Here is an 18,857-nt window from a genome sequence, read left to right on the forward strand (position 1 = left end):
GTGTTTAGCCTCTTGGCTCAATGCTGTCGGCCAGGATCGCCAGCACTAACTGCTGGAAATCCAGACCGGCGGCACGGGCTGCCATGGGAACCAGGCTGTGGTCGGTCATGCCCGGTGCGGTGTTGACTTCAAGGAACCAGAAATTCCCTTGGTCATCCTGCATCACGTCTGCCCGCGCCCAACCGGCGATACCCAGCGCCTCACAGGCTTTCGCCGTGAGGTCCATCAATTCCTGTTCCTTGGTTGCTTCGAGCCCACACGGGATCCGGTACTGAGTATCGGAAGCCAGGTACTTGGCGTCGTAGTCATAAAAGGTGTGGGGCGTGCCCAAAGCGATGGGCGGCAATACCTGTCCACGCAGGGTGGCGATGGTGTACTCGGGACCGGAAATCCACTGTTCCACCAACACTTGCGAATCGTAGGTACTTGCCGCTTTCCATGCGTCGATCAATTCGGCGGCCGAGTTCACTTTGGCCATGCCGATACTGGAGCCTTCATGGGCTGGTTTGACGATCAAAGGCAGGCCCAGTTCCTTGGCCGCAGAAATACAATCGTCTTCACTGCACAGTACGGCGTGACGTGGGGTCGGAATGCCCAGGCTGTGCCACACCTGCTTGGTGCGCAACTTGTCCATCGCCAAGGCCGACGCGAGGATGCCGCTGCCGGTGTAAGGGATGCCGGCGCATTCGAGCAGGCCCTGCATGCTGCCGTCTTCACCGCCGCGGCCGTGAAGAATGAGAAAGGCACGGTCGATCTTCTCGGCCTGCAGGCGGGCAAGGAAGTCATCGCCCACATCGATACCGAAGGCATTCACGCCAGCACTTTGCAGCGCCTCAAGCACCGCATTGCCGGACTTGAGCGACACTTCGCGCTCGGCGCTCTTGCCGCCGAACAACACGGCCACGCGACCGAAGTCGGCAGGCGCAAGGGTGGAAAACAGGGAGCCGTAATCAGTGGTCATTTCGACTTCCCCTTGGCGGCGGCTGCAAACAGCGGGCTCGCCAGCAATTTGGGCGCAAGGCCACCGATATCACCGGCCCCCTGGCACAGCAGGATGTCACCAGCACGCAACAGCGGCTTGACGATAGGCGCCAGGTCCACGCCACGCTCGATGTAGATCGGGTCCAACTGGCCGCGCTGGCGGATGCTGTTGCACAGCTTGCGGCTGTCAGCGCCCGGGATCGGTTCTTCACCGGCCGGGTAGACTTCCATCAGCAGCAGCACGTTGGCATCGGCCAGTACATTGACGAAATCGTCGTACAGGTCGCGGGTGCGGCTGTAGCGGTGCGGCTGGTACACCATCACCAGCCGGCGCTCCGGCCAACCACCGCGCACGGCCTTGATAACGGCCGCAACTTCGGTCGGGTGGTGCCCGTAGTCGTCCACCAGCATCACGTCACCGCCTTCGACCGGCAGTTGGCCGTAGACCTGGAAGCGACGGCCCACACCGGCAAAGCGCGACAGGCCCTCGACGATGGCTTCATCGCTGACGCCTTCATCGGTGGCAATGCAGATGGTCGCCAAAGAGTTCAGCACGTTGTGATTGCCCGGCATGTTCACCGACACGTCCAGAGGCTCGCGATCGGGGCGCAGCACGGTGAAAAAGGTTTGCATGCCTTCCTGGCGCACATTGATTGCGCGCACGTCGGCGTCTTCGCTGAAGCCGTAGGTCACGGTAGGGCGTTTGACCTGGGGCAGGATTTCACGCACCACCGGGTCGTCCAGGCACACCACCGCCAACCCGTAGAACGGCAGGTTGTGCAGGAAGTCGACGAAGGTTTTCTTCAACTTGTTGAAGTCGCCGTCGTAGGTCGCCATGTGGTCTTCGTCGATGTTGGTGACGACGGCAACCAGCGGTTGCAGGTGCAGGAAGCTCGCGTCACTTTCATCGGCTTCGGCGATCAGGTAGCGACTGGTGCCCAGCTGGGCATTGGTGCCAGCTGCATTCAAGCGGCCACCGATGACGAAGGTCGGGTCCAGGCCACCGGCGGCGAACACCGAGGCGATCAGGCTGGTGGTGGTGGTCTTGCCATGGGTACCGGCCACGGCGATGCCGTGGCGATAGCGCATCAGCTCGGCAAGCATCTCGGCACGCGGTACCACAGGGATACGGCGCTCAAGGGCGGTCGCCACTTCCGGGTTGGACGTGTTCACGGCGCTGGACACCACCAGCACGTCAGCCTCGGCGGCGTTCTCGGCACGGTGGCCGATGAAGATCTGTGCGCCAAAGGACTTCAGGCGCTCGGTGACCGGCGACTCTTTCAAGTCCGAGCCGGACACCTGGTAGCCCAGGTTCAGCAACACTTCGGCAATCCCGCACATGCCCACGCCACCGATACCGACGAAGTGAATACGACGGATGCGGCGCATCTCGGGTTGCGGCATGGCTTTCTGATTCTCAACCATGGGCCACCTCCAGGCAGATATCGACCACGGTGCGGGTTGCGTCAGGTTTGGCCAGGCGGCTTGCGGTGCTCGCCATGCTGTTGAGTCGTTCCGGTTGCATCAAAACCTCGGTCAGGCGTGCGGCCAAATCGGCGGCGCCAGTCGTTCTTTGCGGCAGCAGGAAGGCAGCGCCCTCCCCGGCCAAATATTCGGCGTTGCGGGTCTGGTGATCGTCGATGGCGTGGGGCAAAGGCACCAGCAAGGACGGCAGACCGGCGGCCGCCAGTTCACTGACGGTCAGCGCACCAGCGCGGCAGACCACCAGGTCGGCCCAGCCATAGGCTTGGGCCATGTCTTTGATGAAGGGCTGTACATTGGCCTCTACACCGGCCTCGCGATAACGCGCGGCGGTGACTTCATCGTGGTTCTTGCCGGCCTGGTGGAAGATCTCCGGGCGCACATCCTCAGGAAGTTGCGCAACGGCTTCAGGCAGCAATTTATTCAGTGGCTCGGCACCCAGGCTTCCGCCCAGGATCAGCAGGTGAGCCTTGCGCCCGGCCAGCGCGTCACGCGCAATGGCCATGAACAGTTCGGTACGCACCGGGTTACCGGTGGTGCGAAGCTTGTCGGAGGCGGCGAAGGTTTTCGGAAAGGCTTCACACACCCGCGCGGCCAATGGCACCAGCAGGCGGTTGGCGGTACCGGCGACGGCGTTCTGTTCATGGACGATCACCGGCACGCCCGCGAGTTTCGCCGCAACGCCACCAGGGCCGGTCACATAACCACCAAAGCCAAGCACACACACCGGCTTCAACTCGCGAATGATCTTGCGCGCCTGCATGACCGCCTTGAGCAACACGAACGGCGCCTTGAGCAATGACAACTTGCTCTTGCCGCGCAACCCGGTGACGTTGATCAAATGCAGCGGCAAACCGGCATTGGGCACCAATTCGTTTTCGATGCCACGGGGCGTACCCAGCCAGTGCACGGTATAGCCACGGTTCTGGAATTCACGGGCGCAGGCCAGGGCCGGGAACACATGCCCCCCGGTACCGCCCGCCATGATCAGCACGTTAGCGCCCATGAGTCGGCTCCTCGGCGAAGTCGCTCTCGCTGAACTCCATCTCTTCGCTGCCCAGGTGGGTGCGACTCTCCCACTCGATACGCAGCAACAACCCGAGACAGGCGCAGCAAATCACCAACGAGCTGCCGCCGTAACTGAGGAACGGCAAGGTCAGGCCCTTGGTCGGCAGCAGGCCGACGTTCACGCCGATGTTGATCAGGAACTGGCCGATCCACAGGAAGGCCAACCCATAGGCAACGTAGGCGGCGAAGAACTGCTTGGCCTTCTCGGCCCACAAGCCGATGTACATGGCGCGCACACAGACGAATACAAACAGAGCCACGGTGCACAGCGAGCCCACCACACCCAACTCTTCGGCCAATACCGAGAACACGAAGTCGGTGTGGGCTTCCGGCAGGTAGAACTGCTTCTGCACACTGTTGCCCAGGCCCACACCCAGCCACTCGCCGCGACCGAACGCGATCAGCGCCTGGGTCAACTGGTAGCCGGAGCCGAACTGGTCGGACCAGGGGTCGGTAAAGGTGATCAAACGCGCCATCCGATAGGGTTGCGCCTGTACCAGAATGGTCACGGCCGCCACCGCCAGCACCACCATCAAGGTGAAGCGGAACAGCCCTACCCCACCCAGGAACAGCATCGCGGCGGCGGCGCCCATCATCACGACCGTGGCCCCGAAGTCGGGCTCCATCAGCAGCAGGCCAGCCATGGGCAGCAGCACGATGAACGGCTTGAAGAAGCCCATCCAGCTTTCGCGTACTTCTTTCTGACGGCGCACCAGGTAACCGGCGAGGTAGATCACCACGAACACCTTGGCGATTTCCGAAGGCTGCACGTTGAACGCGCCGAAGCCGATCCAGCGCATCGAACCGTTCACCTCGCGGCCAATGCCCGGGACGATCACCATGACCAGCAAGCCGAACGCACCGATCAGCATCAGCCAACCCAGACGCTGCCAGGTGGCAATCGGAATCATCATGGTGACGATGCAGGCGCCCAGGCCGATCACTAGGTACACCAGGTGGCGGATCATCATGTACAGCGTGTTGCCCGACTGCACGGCAGCCACTTCGGAGGACGCCGAAGTGATCATCACCAGGCCCAGGCCGAGCAGCGCCAGGCAACCGGCGAGCATAGGGAAATCAAGGTCAATGCCGCGCCCGGTAATGATCGGCGACGGGTATGGCTTGATGATGTTTCTCAGGTTGAGGCTCATGCCAAAGCCTCCACGGCGCGGGCGAACAGTTGGCCGCGCTCTTCATAGTTCTTGAACATGTCGAAGCTGGCGCACGCGGGCGACAGCAACACCGCATCGCCAGGCTGGGCCAGGGCTTTGCTCTGGGCAATGGCATCATCCAGGGAAGCTGCGCGTACTTGCGGTACAGCGTCACCGAGGGCGGCGGCGATCAGGTCCGAATCGCGGCCCATCAGCACCACGGCGCGGCAATGGGCGGCGACTGGCGCTTTAAGGTCCTTGAAGTCGGCGCCCTTGCCATCACCACCGGCGATCAGCACCAGCTTGCCGTCGATATCGGCACCCAGGCCTTCGATGGCCGCCAGGGCTGCACCGACGTTGGTGGCTTTGGAGTCGTTGTAATAGCTGACGTCATTGAGGTCGCGCACCCACTGGCAGCGATGCTCAAGCCCGGCAAACGTGCGCAGGCTGGCGAGCATGGCGTCGAATGGCAGGCCAACCGCGTGACCGAGTGCCAAGGCCGCCAGGGCATTGGACTGGTTGTGTGCGCCACGGATTTTCAGTTCGCGTACCGGCATCAGGTTCTGGAATTCGAACGCCAGGTACTTCTCGCCGTTCTCTTCACGAATGCCGAAGCCTTTGAAGTCCGGTTTGCCCAAACCGAAGGTCCAGCAGGGCATGCCCTCGCCCATCAGCGGACGGCTCAGGGCATCCTGGCGGTTGACGACAAATTGCCTGGCGCCCCGGAAGATTCGGTGCTTGGCCAGGTGATAAGCCGGCAGGCCGCTGTAGCGGTCCATATGGTCTTCGCTGACGTTCAATACCGTCGCCACTTCAGCGCCCAGGTCGTGGGTGGTTTCCAGCTGGAAGCTCGACAATTCCATCACATACAGCTCGACGTCGTCGCTGAGCAGGTCCAGAGCCGGCACGCCAAGATTGCCGCCGACGGCCACACGCTTGCCCGCCGCCGCTGCCATCTCGCCGACCAGAGTGGTAACGGTGCTTTTGGCGTTGGAACCGCTGATGGCCACGATCGGCGCCTTCGCGTTGCGTGCGAACAGGTCGATATCGCCAGACAGCTTCACGCCACGGGCCGCAGCTGCTTGCAGGGCCGGTGTCGCCAGGGCCAGGCCCGGGCTCACGTAGAGCTCGTCGGCACGACACAGAAACTCGACATCCAGCTCGCCACAACGCACTTCCACGTGCGGGTAGTCACGGCGCAGCGTGACCAGCTCCGGTGGATTTTCCCGCGTATCGGCCACGGCAAACGACGTGCCCCGGTTCGCCAGGAAGCGAACCAGGGACATGCCGCTCTTGCCGAGGCCGACAACGATGCGGAAGTGGTCTGAAGCGATCAAGGACACTCGTTTCTACCTCAGTTTCAGGGTGGCAAGGCCGACCAGTACCAGAATCACGGTGATGATCCAGAAGCGGACAATCACGCGCGGCTCAGGCCAGCCCTTGAGTTCAAAGTGGTGGTGAATCGGCGCCATGCGGAACACACGACGCCCGGTCAACTTGAAGGACGCCACCTGGATGACCACCGACAGGGTTTCCATCACGAACACACCGCCCATGATGAACAGCACGATTTCCTGGCGAACGATCACCGCGATGGTGCCCAAGGCTGCGCCCAGCGCCAGTGCGCCGACGTCGCCCATGAAGACTTGTGCCGGGTAGGTGTTGAACCACAGGAACCCCAGGCCGGCACCGATCAAAGCGCCGCAGAACACGATCAACTCACCGGCGCCCGGCACATAAGGAATCAGCAAGTATTCAGCGAATTTCACGTTACCCGAGAGGTAGCAGAAGATGCCGAGCGCACCGCCCACCATCACCGTCGGCATGATCGCCAGGCCGTCGAGGCCGTCGGTCAGGTTCACCGCGTTGCTGGAGCCGACGATCACGAAGTAGGTCAGCACCACAAAGCCCACACCCAGCGGGATGCTCACATCCTTGAGCATCGGGATGATCAAGGTGGTTTCCACGGCACTCGGCGCGGTGGTGTACAGGAAGATCGCCGCAGCGAGGCCGAACACCGACTGCCAGAAATACTTCCAGCGGCTTGGCAGCCCCTTGGAGTTTTTCTCGATCACTTTGCGATAGTCATCCACCCAGCCGATGGCACCGAACAGCAGGGTCACCAGCAACACAACCCACACGTAGCGGTTATGCAGGTCGGCCCAGAGCAAGGTGCTGACGCCGATGGACGACAGGATCAGCGCACCGCCCATGGTCGGCGTGCCGGACTTGGACAGGTGCGACTGCGGGCCGTCGTTACGAACCGATTGACCAATTTGCAGGTTCTGCAGGGTGCGGATCATCCACGGCCCCAGGAACAGTGACAAAGACAGCGCGGTCAGCACACCCAGGATCCCGCGCAGGGTCAGGTACTGGAAGACCGCGAAGCCTTTGTGGAACTGTTGCAGATACTCAGCCAGCAGCAGCAGCATTAATGTTTCTCCGTACTTGAGCCACACAAGGCTGCGACGACGTTTTCCATCACCGCGCTGCGCGATCCCTTGATCAAAATGGTTGTGTGTTTGTCATGTTCAGCCGCCGTCAACGCCTGGATCAGCTCGGCCTGGCTCGGGAAATGCCGCGCGCCAGGGCCGAAAGCGTTGACCGCATGGGCCATGTTTGTGCCAACGGCGTAGAGCGCGTCCACTTTGCCGGCGGCATAGGCGCCGACTTCACGGTGGCCCTGTTCAGCCCAATCGCCCAATTCGCCGATATCGCCCAGCACCAGCACCTTGCGCCCATCAAAGCCTTTGAGCAGGTCCACAGCGGCATTGATGGAGGACGGGTTGGCGTTGTAAGTGTCATCAATCACGCGCATGCCGTTGCCAGCCAGTTGCGCCACGGTGCGGCCCTTGACCGGCTGCACCGCGCCCAGGCCGGTGGCAATACCGAACAGCGACACGCCCAGGGCATGGGCGGCAGCGGCGGCGGCCAAGGCGTTGGCGACGTTGTGGTTACCCAGCAGGTTCAACTGCACGTGCTCATCACCTTGCGGGGTGTGCAAAGTGAAGGACGGGCAGCCACGGGCATCGACATTGATGTTGGAGGCGTGGAAATCGGCTGCGGCATTCAGCACTGCAAACGTCAGGACCTTGCGACCGGCGGCGCGTACACGCCAAGTCTCGAAGGCCTTGTCATCCAGGTTCAGTACCGCAGTGCCCGAGGCGTCGAGGCCCTCAAGGATTTCGCCCTTGGCTTCGACGATTTTTTCCGGGCCGCCGAACTCACCGACATGGGCGGTACCGGCGTTGTTGATGATCGCCACGTGAGGCTGGGTCAGCGCCACGGTATAGGCGATTTCGCCGATGCGCGAAGCCCCCAGTTCAATCACTGCCGCCGTGTGTTCCGGGGCCAGTTCGAGCAGGGTCAGCGGTGCGCCGAAATCATTGTTCAGGTTGCCACGGGTCGCGAGTACCGGCCCGCGCGTACGCAAGACGCCAGCAAGCAGTTCCTTGACCGTGGTCTTGCCGCTGGAACCGGTAATGGCCGCCACCGGCTTATCAAAAGCAGCACGGTTAAGCGCACCCAATTGGCCCAGGGCCAGGCGGGTGTCGGCTACCAGCAATTGCGGCAAGGCAGAATCGGCCACTTCACGCTGTACCAGGGCACCGACGGCACCTTTGGCGGCAACGTCGTTGAGGTAGTCGTGACCATCGAAACGCGGGCCGGCCAGGGCGACAAACAGCTGCCCCGGCTGGATGTTACGACTGTCGATACTGACGCCGGTGAATGTGCAGTCGCTCGACAGCACACGGGCCGACAGGGCCTGGGCCAGTTCGCTGAACGTCATCGCCTTAAGCATGGGCGACCTCCCAGGCGGTCAGGGCGTGATCCGCCTCGACCAGATCAGAGAAGGCATGGCGCTCACCGTTGATTTCCTGATAGTCCTCGTGGCCTTTACCCGCGAGCACCACTACGTCGTCCGCGCCGGCACTGGCGATCAACTGGGCAATGGCGGCGCCGCGACCAGCCACAAAAGTGACGTTGGAGGCGTCTTTGAAACCGACACGGATGTCGTCGAAAATCTGGCTCGGGTCTTCGCTGCGCGGGTTATCGTCGGTGACGAGTACGCCATCGGCCAAGCGCTCGACAATTTCGGCCATCAACGGGCGCTTGCCGCGATCGCGATCACCGCCGCAACCGAACAGGCAAAGCAGTTTGCCTTTGGCATGTGGGCGCAGGGCTTCGAGGACTTTTTCCAGGGCATCCGGTGTGTGGGCGTAATCGACCACCACCAACGGTTGCGTGCCGCCACCCAGGCGCTGCATGCGACCGGCCGGGCCTTCCAGCTTCGGCAGTACCCGCAGGATTTCATCCAGGGCGTAGTCCAGGCCCAGCAGTGCACCGATAGCGGCGAGCACGTTGCTCAGGTTGAACCGCCCGAGCAAGGTGCTGCGCAAGTGGTGCTCGCCCTGCGGCGTCACCAATGTGGCGCGCACGCCTTCATCATTGAATTGGGCTTCGCGGCAATACAGGTAGGCACTGGCATCTTGCAGGCTATAGCTGATCAGGCGCGCGTCGCTCCCTTCGCCCGCCAGTTGGCGGCCGAATGCGTCGTCGAGGTTGACCACCCGGCACTTCAGGTCATTCCAGGCAAGCAGCTTGGCCTTGGCGGCGGCGTACGCCTCCATGGTGCCGTGGTAGTCGAGGTGGTCGCGGGACAGGTTGGTCATCACGGCCACGTCAAAGGCCAGTGCGGTGACACGCCCTTGGTCCAGGCCATGGGAAGACACTTCCATGGCTACCGCCTTGGCGCCGGCCTTTTTCAGATCGGCCAGGGTCGCTTGTACGGCAATCGGGTTTGGCGTGGTGTGCAGGCCGCTTTGCAGCGCGCCATAGAAACCGGTGCCCAGAGTGCCGACGATGCCGCAGTGCTGACCCAGCAGGTCCAAAGCCTGGGCAACCAATTGGGTCACGCTGGTCTTGCCGTTGGTGCCAGTCACGCCCACCAGGTTAAGTTGGCGGCTCGGGTCACCGTAGAAACGCCCGGCAATGTCGGACAACTGCGCTGCCAGGCCCTTGACCGGAATCAACGGCACATCGGTGATCGGCAGCACGGTGGCGCCTTCCACTTCATAGGCGACCGCAGCCGCACCGCGTTGCAGGGCATCGGCGATATGCGCACGGCCATCGAGCTTGCCGCCAGGTACCGCCAGGAACAGGTCACCGGCGCGTACATTACGGCTATCCAGCGTCAGCTCACGAATAAGCAGATCGTGGCCGGCATGGGCAAAAATCTTGTTCAGGCTAAGAGACATCAGCCGCGCCCTCCATTGGCTTTGACAGCGGCAGCCGGTGGACCAGCGTTGGCTTGTTGCGTTGGCGGCAGGTTGTCCGGCGTGATATTCATCAAGCGCAGGGTGCCGGACATCACTTTGCTGAACACCGGCGCCGAAACCAGGCCACCGAAGTAGCCGGCTTTACTAGGCTCGTCGATGACCACGACGATGGCATAGCGTGGGTCGCTCATCGGGCCGAAGCCGGCGAACAACGAACGGTAGGAGTTTTCGGCATAGCCCTTGGTGCCCACCGAGGTCTTACGCGCCGTACCGGACTTGCCAGCAACGTGGTACGCCGGCACCTGGGCGCGGAATACGCCACGCGGTGCCTCGATCACTTGTTGCAGCATGCCTTGCATAGTCTTGGCGACGTTTTCCGGGATCACTTGGGTGGCTTTTGGCGCTTCGTCGACGTGGATCAGGCTCAGCGGAACCATACGGCCGTTATTGGCCAATACCGAGAACGCGTGGGCCAACTGGATGGCGGTCACCGACAGGCCGTAGCCATAGGAAAGCGTGGCAGTCTCGGCTTTTCTCCACTCGCGGTAGTTCGGCAGGTTACCGACCCGCTCGCCCGGGAAGTCGAGGCCGGTGGGTTGCCCCAGGCCGATCTTTTGCGCCAGGTGATAGATGGTCTCGCCGCCGATATCGAAAGCAACCTTGCTCATGCCGACGTTACTGGAGTTGATCAGGATGCCGGTCAGGTCCAGCACTGGCCCCTCGGTGCGGGACACGTCACGAATGGTGTACTTGCCCAACTGCAAGGTGCCTGGGTAAACCTCGACCTTGTCGCTGGGTTTCCAGCGGCCGGTTTCCAGGGCAGCGCTCATGGAGATGGCTTTCATGGTGGAACCAGGTTCGAACACGTCGATCATCGCGCGGTTACGCATCATCGCCGGCTGCAGGTTGCGGCGGTTGTTCGGGTTGTAGGTGGGCTGGTTGACCATGGCGAGGATCTCGCCGGTTTTCACATCCATGATCACCAGGCTGCCGGCCTTGGCGCCGTTCTCGATGATCGCGTTACGCAGTTCGCGGTTGGCCAGGTATTGCAGACGCAAATCGATCGACAACGCCAGAGGCTTGCCGGCCTTGGCGTTCTTGGTGACCTGGACGTCCTTGATCAGCCTGCCGCGCCGATCCTTGATGACCTGACGCTTGCCCGGAACCCCGGCCAGCCATTCGTCATAGGCCAGTTCGACCCCTTCGCGGCCGTGGTCATCGATGTCGGTGAAACCCACCATGTGCGCGGTGGTTTCACCGGCCGGGTAGAAACGCCGAAATTCCTCGATGCCGTAGACGCCGGGAATTTTGAGATCGAGCACTTGCTGGCCTTGCTCAGGGGTAAGCCCACGAACCAGGTAGATGAATTCTTTATTGGCCTGGGCTTCCAGGCGTTCGGTCAGGGCCTTGCGGTCCTGCCCGAGGGCAGCGGCCAGTTCAGGCCACTTGTCCTTGGCAACTTGCAGCTCTTTGGCGTTGGCCCACAGGGTGGTCACCGGGGTACTGACGGCCAGAGGCTCGCCGTTACGGTCGGTGATCAGGCCACGGTGTGCAGGAATCGGGATGTGCCGCAGGCTGCGAGCGTCACCCTGGCCGATCAGGAAGTCGCGGTCGACGACCTGAAGGTCGAAGATGCGCCAGACGATCGCGCCCACCATCAATGCCAGCAAGCCAAGCATCAAGCGAAAGCGCCATGGGTAGAGTGCCCCTTCGAGTTTCATCATGGCGCCACCATGCGAACTTCAGCCGCGCCTGGGATGTGCATCTTCAACTGTTCGGTAGCCAGCACTTCGATACGGCTGTGGGCCGTCCAGGTGCTTTGCTCAAGAATCAACCGGCCCCATTCTGCCTGGGCTTTGTCGCGCACGCTCAATTCCCCGTAAAGGGTATTGAGCAACTGACGGTTCCAGTGGGCGCTGTAGGACACCGCTATCGCGGACACCAGCACGCCGACAAACAGCAGCAACATAAAGAAGCTGCCGCCCGGGAGGGGCTTGGCGAAAAGCTTGCTCACCGCAATTTCTCCGCAACACGCATGACGGCGCTACGGGAACGTGGGTTGGCCTTGAGTTCGGCTTCGGAAGCGAACTGCGCTTTGCCATGGATTTTGATTTTCGGCACGAAGGCTTCGAAACGCACCGGCAGGTTACGCGGCAGGTTATCGGACTCGCCCTTTACCAGACGACGCATGAAGAGTTTGACGATGCGGTCTTCCAGGGAGTGGAAGCTGATCACCACCAGGCGACCGCCCACTTCCAAAGCATCCAGAGCGGCTTCGAGGCCGGCTTCCAGATCGCCCAATTCGTTATTGACGTGAATGCGCAACCCTTGGAATGCGCGGGTGGCCGGGTTCTTGCCCTTTTCCCAGGCAGGGTTGGCGACCTTCAGCACTTCGGCCAGGTCAGCGGTGCGTTCGAACGGCTGGATTTCGCGGCGCTCGACCACGGCACGCGCCATTCGACCGGCGAAGCGCTCTTCACCGTATTCCTTGAACACACGGGCGATTTCTTCTACCGGCGCGGTGGCGATGAATTGTGCGGCACTGACCCCACGAGTGGGGTCCATACGCATATCGAGGGGGCCGTCGTTCATGAAGCTGAAGCCGCGCTCCGGGTCGTCGAGCTGTGGCGAAGACACGCCCAGGTCGAGCAGAACCCCGGCCACCTTGCCCGCCATACCGCGCTCGCCGACTTCGGCGCCCAGCTCGGCAAAGCTGCGCTGCACAACGACAAAGCGGCCGTCTTCGGCCGCTAGCGCTTGCCCGGTGGCAATCGCTTGAGGGTCTTTGTCGAACCCGAGGAGTTTGCCGTCGGACCCGAGCTGGCTGAGTATCAACCGGCTATGCCCGCCCCTGCCGAATGTGCCATCGACATAGCAGCCATCGGCACGTACGGCGAGAGCCTCAACGGCTTCGTCAAGCAGTACGGTGATGTGGTTAAAGCCGCTATCAATAGTCACAGGATCAAATCACGCAGTTCATCAGGCATGGCGCCCGGTTGTTGAATAGCAGCCAGGTCCGCTGCAGACACAGCATCCCAGGCATCTTCGTCCCACAATTGGAACTTGTTCAGCTGGCCTACCAGCATTGCGCGCTTGTCGAGCCTGGCGTACTCGCGCAGTCGCGGCGGCACCAGGAAACGACCACTGCCATCGAGCTCAAGGTCGACGGCATTACCGATCAGCAAACGCTGGAGGCGGCGGTTTTCTTCACGCAATGAAGGCAGCGCGCGCAACTTGGTTTCAATCAACTCCCACTCATCGAGAGGGTAAACACATAAACAGGGGTCAACGGCGTCAATCGTGATGATTAACTGCCCTGAACTTCGCGAAATGAGCTCGTCACGATACCGGCTCGGCATGGCGAGACGGCCTTTTGCATCGAGACTGATAGCGTTAGCTCCGCGAAACACAGATGCGTTTCTCCAAATTTTAGCGTTTTACGTTCAAAAAACCCACTTTGTGCCACTTTCCGCCACTTGCGCACACTATAGGAATGCGCCCACCACACCGTCAAGGCGCGTATTCAAGGAAAAGCCTTACAGAACGGAGATTTAGGAGTGCAAAAGGAGGAGAAACGAGAGTTTGGCGATGTTTTTGACTCAACAACGGCAAATGGCTCAGAGAGCTAGAGGCTAAAGTTAAAGTAATTTATTAAGAGTAAGATTTTTTTGGTATTACGAAGATGCATCTGCCAATGATTTGGCAGGGAGGGATTCTTGCGTTACTACCGGGTTTGCGCACGAGATTCGAACGCAAGGAAAAAAGGTGGAGAGTCGATCTGTAAGCCGGGTTCTGTCTTGAACAGTCATTCGTCTACGATGGCCATCACTGGACATCTTTAGCAACCTACCCGGTCCCAGCGCGGGCCACGCCTTGGGACCCTATTTGGTCTTGCTCCAAGTGGGGTTTACCTAGCCACGAACTGTTGCCAGTCGTGCGGTGCGCTCTTACCGCACCTTTTCACCCTTACCGGCACCGAAGTGCTTAGGCGGTTATTTTCTGTGGCACTTTCCGTAGGCTCACGCCTCCCAGGCATTACCTGGCACTTCGCCCTATGGAGCCCGGACTTTCCTCCCCCCCCTAATTTTCATAGAGGGCAGCGACTGTCCAATCGACTCTCCGCCGCGCAGGTTAACGGCACGGCGGCTTGAGGACAAGTATTAAAAGTGCGGCATTGCCATCACGTTCAGACGAAATACAGATTTGCCCCTGGAACTATTCGGCCTTCTGCTTATCGAGCGCGACCTGATACAACACATTCTTGCGCACACCGGTAATTTCCGCTGCCAGGGCGGCGGCGCGCTTGAGTGGCATTTCCTTGAGCAACAAATCGAGGACGCGCATCGCCTCGCTGCCCACCGCATCTTCATTCTCCGGCGCGGTCCAGCCTGCTACCAACACCACGCATTCGCCACGTTGCTGATTGCTGTCGCCCTCGACAAACGCTCGCAGCTCCTCCAGCGGCAACCCCTTGAGGGTTTCGAAGGTCTTGGTCAACTCTCGGGCCAGCAAGGCCAGGCGCTCACCGCCGAACACCAGCTCCATGTCTTGCAGGCATTCAAGGATACGATGCGGAGCCTCATAGAAGATCAAGGTGCGCGGTTCTTCTTTAAGTGCCTGCAGACGCGCCCGACGCCCTACAGCCTTGGCGGGCAGGAAGCCTTCGAAGATAAAGCGGTCCGAGGGCAACCCGGCGGCCGATAATGCAGCAATCAGCGCGCAGGCTCCCGGAACAGGCACTACATTGATACCTGCGGCACGGGCCTGGCGGACCAGGTGGTAACCAGGATCGGAAATCAGGGGCGTGCCCGCGTCGGAAATCAGCGCGACGTCATCACCCGCCAAAAGACGTGTGATAAAGCGGCTACCCTCTTCACGTTCGTTGTGTTCGTGGCAGGCCGCTAATGGCGTGCTGATACCAAAATGCTGCATCAACCGTTGGGAGTGCCGCGTGTCTTCTGCCGCGATCAATTTCACCTCGCCCAACACTTTCAGCGCCCGGGCACTGATGTCGTCCAGGTTGCCAATGGGCGTCGCCACCACAAAAAGCGAGCCAGCAGTGGAATTCAAAAGACCTGGAGCAGTCAAAGCGCACACCTCGATGGTTGGCAAAAGCCACATTGTAGCGCGTAGACGCCTTGAAAATATGCCATCACGGCCGATGCCGTTTCAGCCACCATTAGCTAAACACAACATTTGCACGACCTAAATCCACGGTTTAACGCCATGAACATCGCGCCTGGGCCAGTGCTTGGGTACACTTCCACGCTAATTTGATCGGTATCAGGAACACTTACATGATCGCTTGCCTGCGGCTGCTCTCCGCCCTCTGCCTCGCTGCCTTGCTGGCTGCTTGCGCCAGTTCGCCCTCCTCCAGTCTTGGCGAACTGCCACGCACGCCCGATGCCAGTATCGAGCAACTGCTCGAACAGGCGACGAACGCCAAGACGCCAGAAAAAGCCGCGTTGCTGCGCCTGAGCGCGGCGGACCTGGCTTACCAGCAGAACAACCCCGGCCGCTCCTCGCAGATCCTTGCGCAAGTGCCCCTGGACGCCCTGAAGCCAGCCGCGCAAGTATTTGCCAGCACCCTGGCCGCAGAACTGGCCATGGGGCGCAACCAGCCCAAGGCGGCTTTGGCAGCGCTGAACCACCCCAGCCTGCAAAGCCTGAAGGAACTGCCGACCGACCAGCAGATCCGCACCGGTACCGTACATGCACGTGCCTATGAAGCCGATGGGCAGACCCTCGCCGCCGCTCGCGAGCGGGTGTCCATGGCGCCCCTGCTGACGGGTGAGGCTGCCAACAGCAACCACGAGGCCATCTGGGTATTGATTGCCGCGTTGCCAGCCGAACAGCTGCAAGCCACTGGCAACCCGACACTCGATGGCTGGATCACCCTGGCCCAGGCGGTCAAGGGCGCCGGTACGCTGGAGCAACAACAAGCCGCCATCGACACCTGGCGCGCACAGAACCCGGGCCACCCGGCTGCAGTGCAACTGCCAGCGCCGCTGACCAAGCTCAAGGAACTGGCCAGCCAGCCCCTGAACAAGATCGCCCTGCTGCTGCCGCAGGAAGGGCCGCTGGCGGCTGTGGGCAAAGCGCTGCGCGAAGGCTTCATGGCGGCTCACTACCAGGCTGAACAAGCCGGGCAGAAGCCACCGGTCATCGAGTTCTATGACAGCTCGCGCCTGGGCTCCCTCGACGACTTCTACGCCAAGGCCCAGGCCGCCGGCGTGCAACTGGTGGTCGGCCCGCTGGAAAAACCGCTGGTCAAGCAACTCAGCGCACGCCCGCAGCTGCCGATCACCACCCTCGCCCTGAACTACAGCGAGACCGATCAAGGCCCGGCGCAGTTGTTCCAGTTCGGCCTGGCCGCTGAAGACGAAGCCCGCGAAGTGTCGCGCCGTGCACGTGCCGACGGCCTGCACCGTGCCGCCGCCATGGTGCCCCGTGGCGAATGGGGCGAGCGCGTCTACAAAGCGTTCCGCCAGGATTGGGAAGCCAATGGCGGCACCGTCATGGGCGTTGAATATGTCGATCAGCCTGTTGCCTTGGCCCAGCAGATCGCCGATCTGTTCCAACTGCGCAAGAGCGAAGGCCGCGCCAAGAGCCTGCAAAGCACAGTAGGCACCGACGTAGCCGCCCAGCCTTCGCGTCGCCAGGACATCGAGTTCATCTTCCTGGCCGTAACGCCGCAACTGGCCCAGCAGATCAAGCCGACCCTGAACTTCCAATACGCCGGCGATGTGCCGGTGTACGCAACCTCCCACGTGTTCAGTGCCAGCGGTGACCGTAACCAGTACCTGGACATGACCAACGTGATGTTCTGCGAAACCCCCTGGTTGCTCAACACCACCGACCCACTGCGCAACCAGGTTGCGGCGCAATGGCCGCAAGCCAATGGCAGCCTGGGCCGCCTCTACGCAATGGGCGTCGATGCCTACCGCCTGGCACCACGCCTGGGCCAGCTCAAGGCACTGCCTGACACCCGTGTCGACGGCCTCTCGGGCAACCTGGGCATCAGCGCCAACCAGCGCGTGGACCGCCAGATGCCGTGGGCGAAGTTCGTCGGCGGCGAAATACAGCGCCTGCCCGATACCCCACGCTGATGCCCCAGCGGTCCAGCGCACAAAGCGGCAAGGATGCCGAACTGCATGCGCTCGATTACCTGCAACAACAGGGTCTGCGCCTTCTGGCGCAGAACTGGTTATGTAAACGCGGCGAGCTTGATCTGGTCATGCTTGACGGCGATACAGTAGTATTCGTCGAAGTCCGCTACAGAAAACACGCACAATGGGGTGGCGCGCTCGCCAGTATCGACGAGCGCAAGCGTCAAAAGCTGATACTCGCTGCGCAGTTTTTCCTGCAAAAAGAGCATCACTGGGCTGACCGCCCCTGCCGTTTCGATGTGGTTGCCATGGAAAGCACCCCGTCAGGCACAGCTGATCTGACCTGGCTTAAAAATGCCTTCGACAGCTGATTCGCCGGGCACCCTCACCACTCACTTTTGCTCTTTGCATTGCGGGCTGCACATTACCTGTGCCAAACAGCCGCGCTACTTAAGGTCACACAGATGGACATGCAATCCCGAATTCGCCAGCTTTTCCAGGCCAGCATCGACACCAAGCAACAGGCGATGGACGTACTTGCACCGCACATCGAGCAAGCCAGTCAGGTCATGGTCAATGCCTTGCTCAACGAAGGCAAAATGCTTTCGTGCGGCAACGGTGGTTCGGCCGGCGATGCCCAGCATTTTTCCTCCGAGCTGCTCAACCGTTTCGAACGCGAGCGCCCGAGCCTGCCGGCCATTGCATTGACCACCGACTCGTCGACGATCACTTCGATCGCCAACGACTACAGCTACAACGAAATCTTCTCCAAGCAGATCCGCGCCCTAGGCCAGCCGGGCGATGTATTGCTGGCGATTTCCACCAGCGGCAACTCGGCGAATATTATTCAAGCGATCCAGGCCGCACATGATCGCGAAATGATTGTCGTAGCCTTGACCGGTCGCGACGGCGGCGGCATGGCTTCGCTGCTGCTGCCCGAGGACGTGGAGATTCGCGTCCCGGCCAATGTCACTGCACGTATCCAAGAAGTTCATCTGCTGGCGATCCACTGCCTGTGCGATCTGATCGACAGCCAACTGTTCGGGAGTGAAGAATGACCGTTAATCGCCTCAGTCTTTTGGCCATTACGCTGTGCGTCGCCATCAGCGGCTGCAGCTCGGCTATCACCGCTACACGGGACACCCCTATTCAGGACGACCGGGGCACACGCACCTTCGGCAGCACCATTGATGATTCGCTGATCGAAACCAAGGTCAAGGTCAACGTCGCCAAGGCTGCTACCGACCTGGGCAACGGTGCCTCGCGCATCGTGGTGACCAGCTTCAACGGCGTGGTCCTGCTGGCAGGCCAAACACCCCGCGCCGATCTCAAGGCCCAGGCCGAGCAAGCCGCTGCCGGCGTGCAACGCGTCAAGAAGGTCCACAACGAACTGCAGGTCATGGACCCGATCACTCTGCTGGCCATCAGCAACGATGCCTTGCTGACCACCAAGATCAAGGCCCAGATGCTGACCGACAGTGCAGTGCCAGGCTCGCGAATCAAGATCGTCACCGATAACGGCATCGTCTACATGATGGGCCTGCTGACCCAGGCAGAAGCCACCCGCGCCGCCAACCTGGTGCAAGGTGTGTCGGGCGTACAGAAGATCGTCAAGGTATTCGAATACATCGACTGATGTAGATCGAAGCTGCCTGATCGTTCCCACGCTCTGCGTGAGAACGCATCCCGTGACGCTCCGCGTCACCGCACAAGCTTCAGCTTTTGCGCCAAGAGTGGGACGCGGAGCGTCCGAGCGGGCATTCCCACGCAGAGCGTGGGAACGATCA

The 18,857-nt window shown here is 61.3% G+C and carries 17 protein-coding genes and 1 other RNA gene; 4 read left to right on the top strand and 14 right to left on the bottom strand.

Annotated elements, in window-relative coordinates; translation table 11 throughout:
- Positions 1 to 4: 4 nt before the first annotated feature.
- From OC445_RS00620 to rsmI, 14 genes are all read right to left on the bottom strand, one after another.
- Entirely contained in the window at positions 5 to 961 is a 957-nt protein-coding gene (locus OC445_RS00620) for a D-alanine--D-alanine ligase (protein ID WP_014716974.1), read from the bottom strand.
- On the bottom strand, positions 958 to 2,406 hold the full coding sequence (gene murC, locus OC445_RS00625) for a UDP-N-acetylmuramate--L-alanine ligase (RefSeq protein WP_003188677.1): 1,449 nt from the start codon (positions 2,404 to 2,406) through the stop codon (positions 958 to 960). Before murC ends, OC445_RS00620 begins: the two co-directional genes overlap by 4 nt.
- The gene (murG, locus tag OC445_RS00630) at positions 2,399 to 3,469 is read right to left on the bottom strand and encodes an undecaprenyldiphospho-muramoylpentapeptide beta-N-acetylglucosaminyltransferase (RefSeq protein ID WP_003188675.1); all 1,071 of its coding nucleotides are present in this window, start codon (positions 3,467 to 3,469) and stop codon (positions 2,399 to 2,401) included. Before murG ends, murC begins: the two co-directional genes overlap by 8 nt.
- Positions 3,459 to 4,682, bottom strand: coding sequence for a putative lipid II flippase FtsW (gene ftsW / locus OC445_RS00635; protein ID WP_003188673.1), 1,224 nt, complete (start codon positions 4,680 to 4,682; stop codon positions 3,459 to 3,461). Before ftsW ends, murG begins: the two co-directional genes overlap by 11 nt.
- On the bottom strand, positions 4,679 to 6,025 hold the full coding sequence (gene murD, locus OC445_RS00640; protein ID WP_034126339.1) for a UDP-N-acetylmuramoyl-L-alanine--D-glutamate ligase: 1,347 nt from the start codon (positions 6,023 to 6,025) through the stop codon (positions 4,679 to 4,681). Before murD ends, ftsW begins: the two co-directional genes overlap by 4 nt.
- Before the next feature lie 6 nt (positions 6,026 to 6,031).
- Positions 6,032 to 7,114, bottom strand: a complete 1,083-nt coding sequence (gene mraY / locus OC445_RS00645; protein WP_003188670.1) for a phospho-N-acetylmuramoyl-pentapeptide-transferase — start codon at positions 7,112 to 7,114, stop codon at positions 6,032 to 6,034.
- Positions 7,114 to 8,484 carry a UDP-N-acetylmuramoyl-tripeptide--D-alanyl-D-alanine ligase gene (murF, locus tag OC445_RS00650; RefSeq protein ID WP_057976881.1) on the bottom strand — a complete coding sequence of 457 codons (1,371 nt, stop codon included), beginning with the start codon at positions 8,482 to 8,484 and terminating at the stop codon, positions 7,114 to 7,116. Before murF ends, mraY begins: the two co-directional genes overlap by 1 nt.
- Positions 8,477 to 9,940, bottom strand: a complete 1,464-nt coding sequence (locus OC445_RS00655) for a UDP-N-acetylmuramoyl-L-alanyl-D-glutamate--2,6-diaminopimelate ligase (RefSeq protein ID WP_198791245.1) — start codon at positions 9,938 to 9,940, stop codon at positions 8,477 to 8,479. Before OC445_RS00655 ends, murF begins: the two co-directional genes overlap by 8 nt.
- Positions 9,940 to 11,682, bottom strand: coding sequence for a peptidoglycan D,D-transpeptidase FtsI family protein (locus OC445_RS00660; protein ID WP_019816949.1), 1,743 nt, complete (start codon positions 11,680 to 11,682; stop codon positions 9,940 to 9,942). The genes OC445_RS00655 and OC445_RS00660 overlap by 1 nt, the downstream gene beginning before the upstream one ends.
- Complete coding sequence (gene ftsL, locus OC445_RS00665; protein ID WP_003188663.1) at positions 11,682 to 11,975, bottom strand: cell division protein FtsL; 294 nt, start codon at positions 11,973 to 11,975, stop codon at positions 11,682 to 11,684. Before ftsL ends, OC445_RS00660 begins: the two co-directional genes overlap by 1 nt.
- The gene (gene rsmH / locus OC445_RS00670) at positions 11,972 to 12,919 is read right to left on the bottom strand and encodes a 16S rRNA (cytosine(1402)-N(4))-methyltransferase RsmH (RefSeq protein WP_054898900.1); all 948 of its coding nucleotides are present in this window, start codon (positions 12,917 to 12,919) and stop codon (positions 11,972 to 11,974) included. Before rsmH ends, ftsL begins: the two co-directional genes overlap by 4 nt.
- Positions 12,916 to 13,371 carry a division/cell wall cluster transcriptional repressor MraZ gene (gene mraZ, locus OC445_RS00675; RefSeq protein ID WP_004371993.1) on the bottom strand — a complete coding sequence of 152 codons (456 nt, stop codon included), beginning with the start codon at positions 13,369 to 13,371 and terminating at the stop codon, positions 12,916 to 12,918. Before mraZ ends, rsmH begins: the two co-directional genes overlap by 4 nt.
- Before the next feature lie 355 nt (positions 13,372 to 13,726).
- Positions 13,727 to 14,080: RNase P RNA component class A (rnpB, locus tag OC445_RS00680), an RNA gene on the bottom strand.
- 96 nt (positions 14,081 to 14,176) lie between these two features.
- On the bottom strand, positions 14,177 to 15,082 hold the full coding sequence (gene rsmI / locus OC445_RS00685) for a 16S rRNA (cytidine(1402)-2'-O)-methyltransferase (protein ID WP_181123737.1): 906 nt from the start codon (positions 15,080 to 15,082) through the stop codon (positions 14,177 to 14,179).
- Positions 15,083 to 15,258: 176 nt separating this feature from the next.
- Between rsmI and OC445_RS00690 the strand changes: the two genes are divergently transcribed.
- The 4 genes from OC445_RS00690 to OC445_RS00705 all read left to right on the top strand — a co-directional run bounded on the left by OC445_RS00690 (position 15,259) and on the right by OC445_RS00705 (position 18,706).
- Positions 15,259 to 17,070, top strand: a complete 1,812-nt coding sequence (locus OC445_RS00690) for a penicillin-binding protein activator (RefSeq protein ID WP_054919296.1) — start codon at positions 15,259 to 15,261, stop codon at positions 17,068 to 17,070.
- On the top strand, positions 17,070 to 17,441 hold the full coding sequence (locus tag OC445_RS00695) for a YraN family protein (RefSeq protein WP_054898902.1): 372 nt from the start codon (positions 17,070 to 17,072) through the stop codon (positions 17,439 to 17,441). Before OC445_RS00690 ends, OC445_RS00695 begins: the two co-directional genes overlap by 1 nt.
- A 93-nt stretch (positions 17,442 to 17,534) precedes the next feature.
- Positions 17,535 to 18,128: a phosphoheptose isomerase gene (locus tag OC445_RS00700; RefSeq protein ID WP_007904374.1), complete on the top strand. Its 594-nt coding sequence runs from the start codon at positions 17,535 to 17,537 to the stop codon at positions 18,126 to 18,128.
- A complete protein-coding gene (locus tag OC445_RS00705) occupies positions 18,125 to 18,706 on the top strand; it encodes a BON domain-containing protein (protein ID WP_003188655.1) in 582 nt (193 codons plus the stop codon). Before OC445_RS00700 ends, OC445_RS00705 begins: the two co-directional genes overlap by 4 nt.
- The last annotated feature ends 151 nt before the right edge of the window (positions 18,707 to 18,857 follow it).

The sequence above is a fragment of the Pseudomonas sp. Pse35 genome (genome assembly GCF_024519715.1).
GTDB classification, from domain to species: Bacteria; Pseudomonadota; Gammaproteobacteria; order Pseudomonadales; family Pseudomonadaceae; genus Aquipseudomonas; species Aquipseudomonas paracarnis.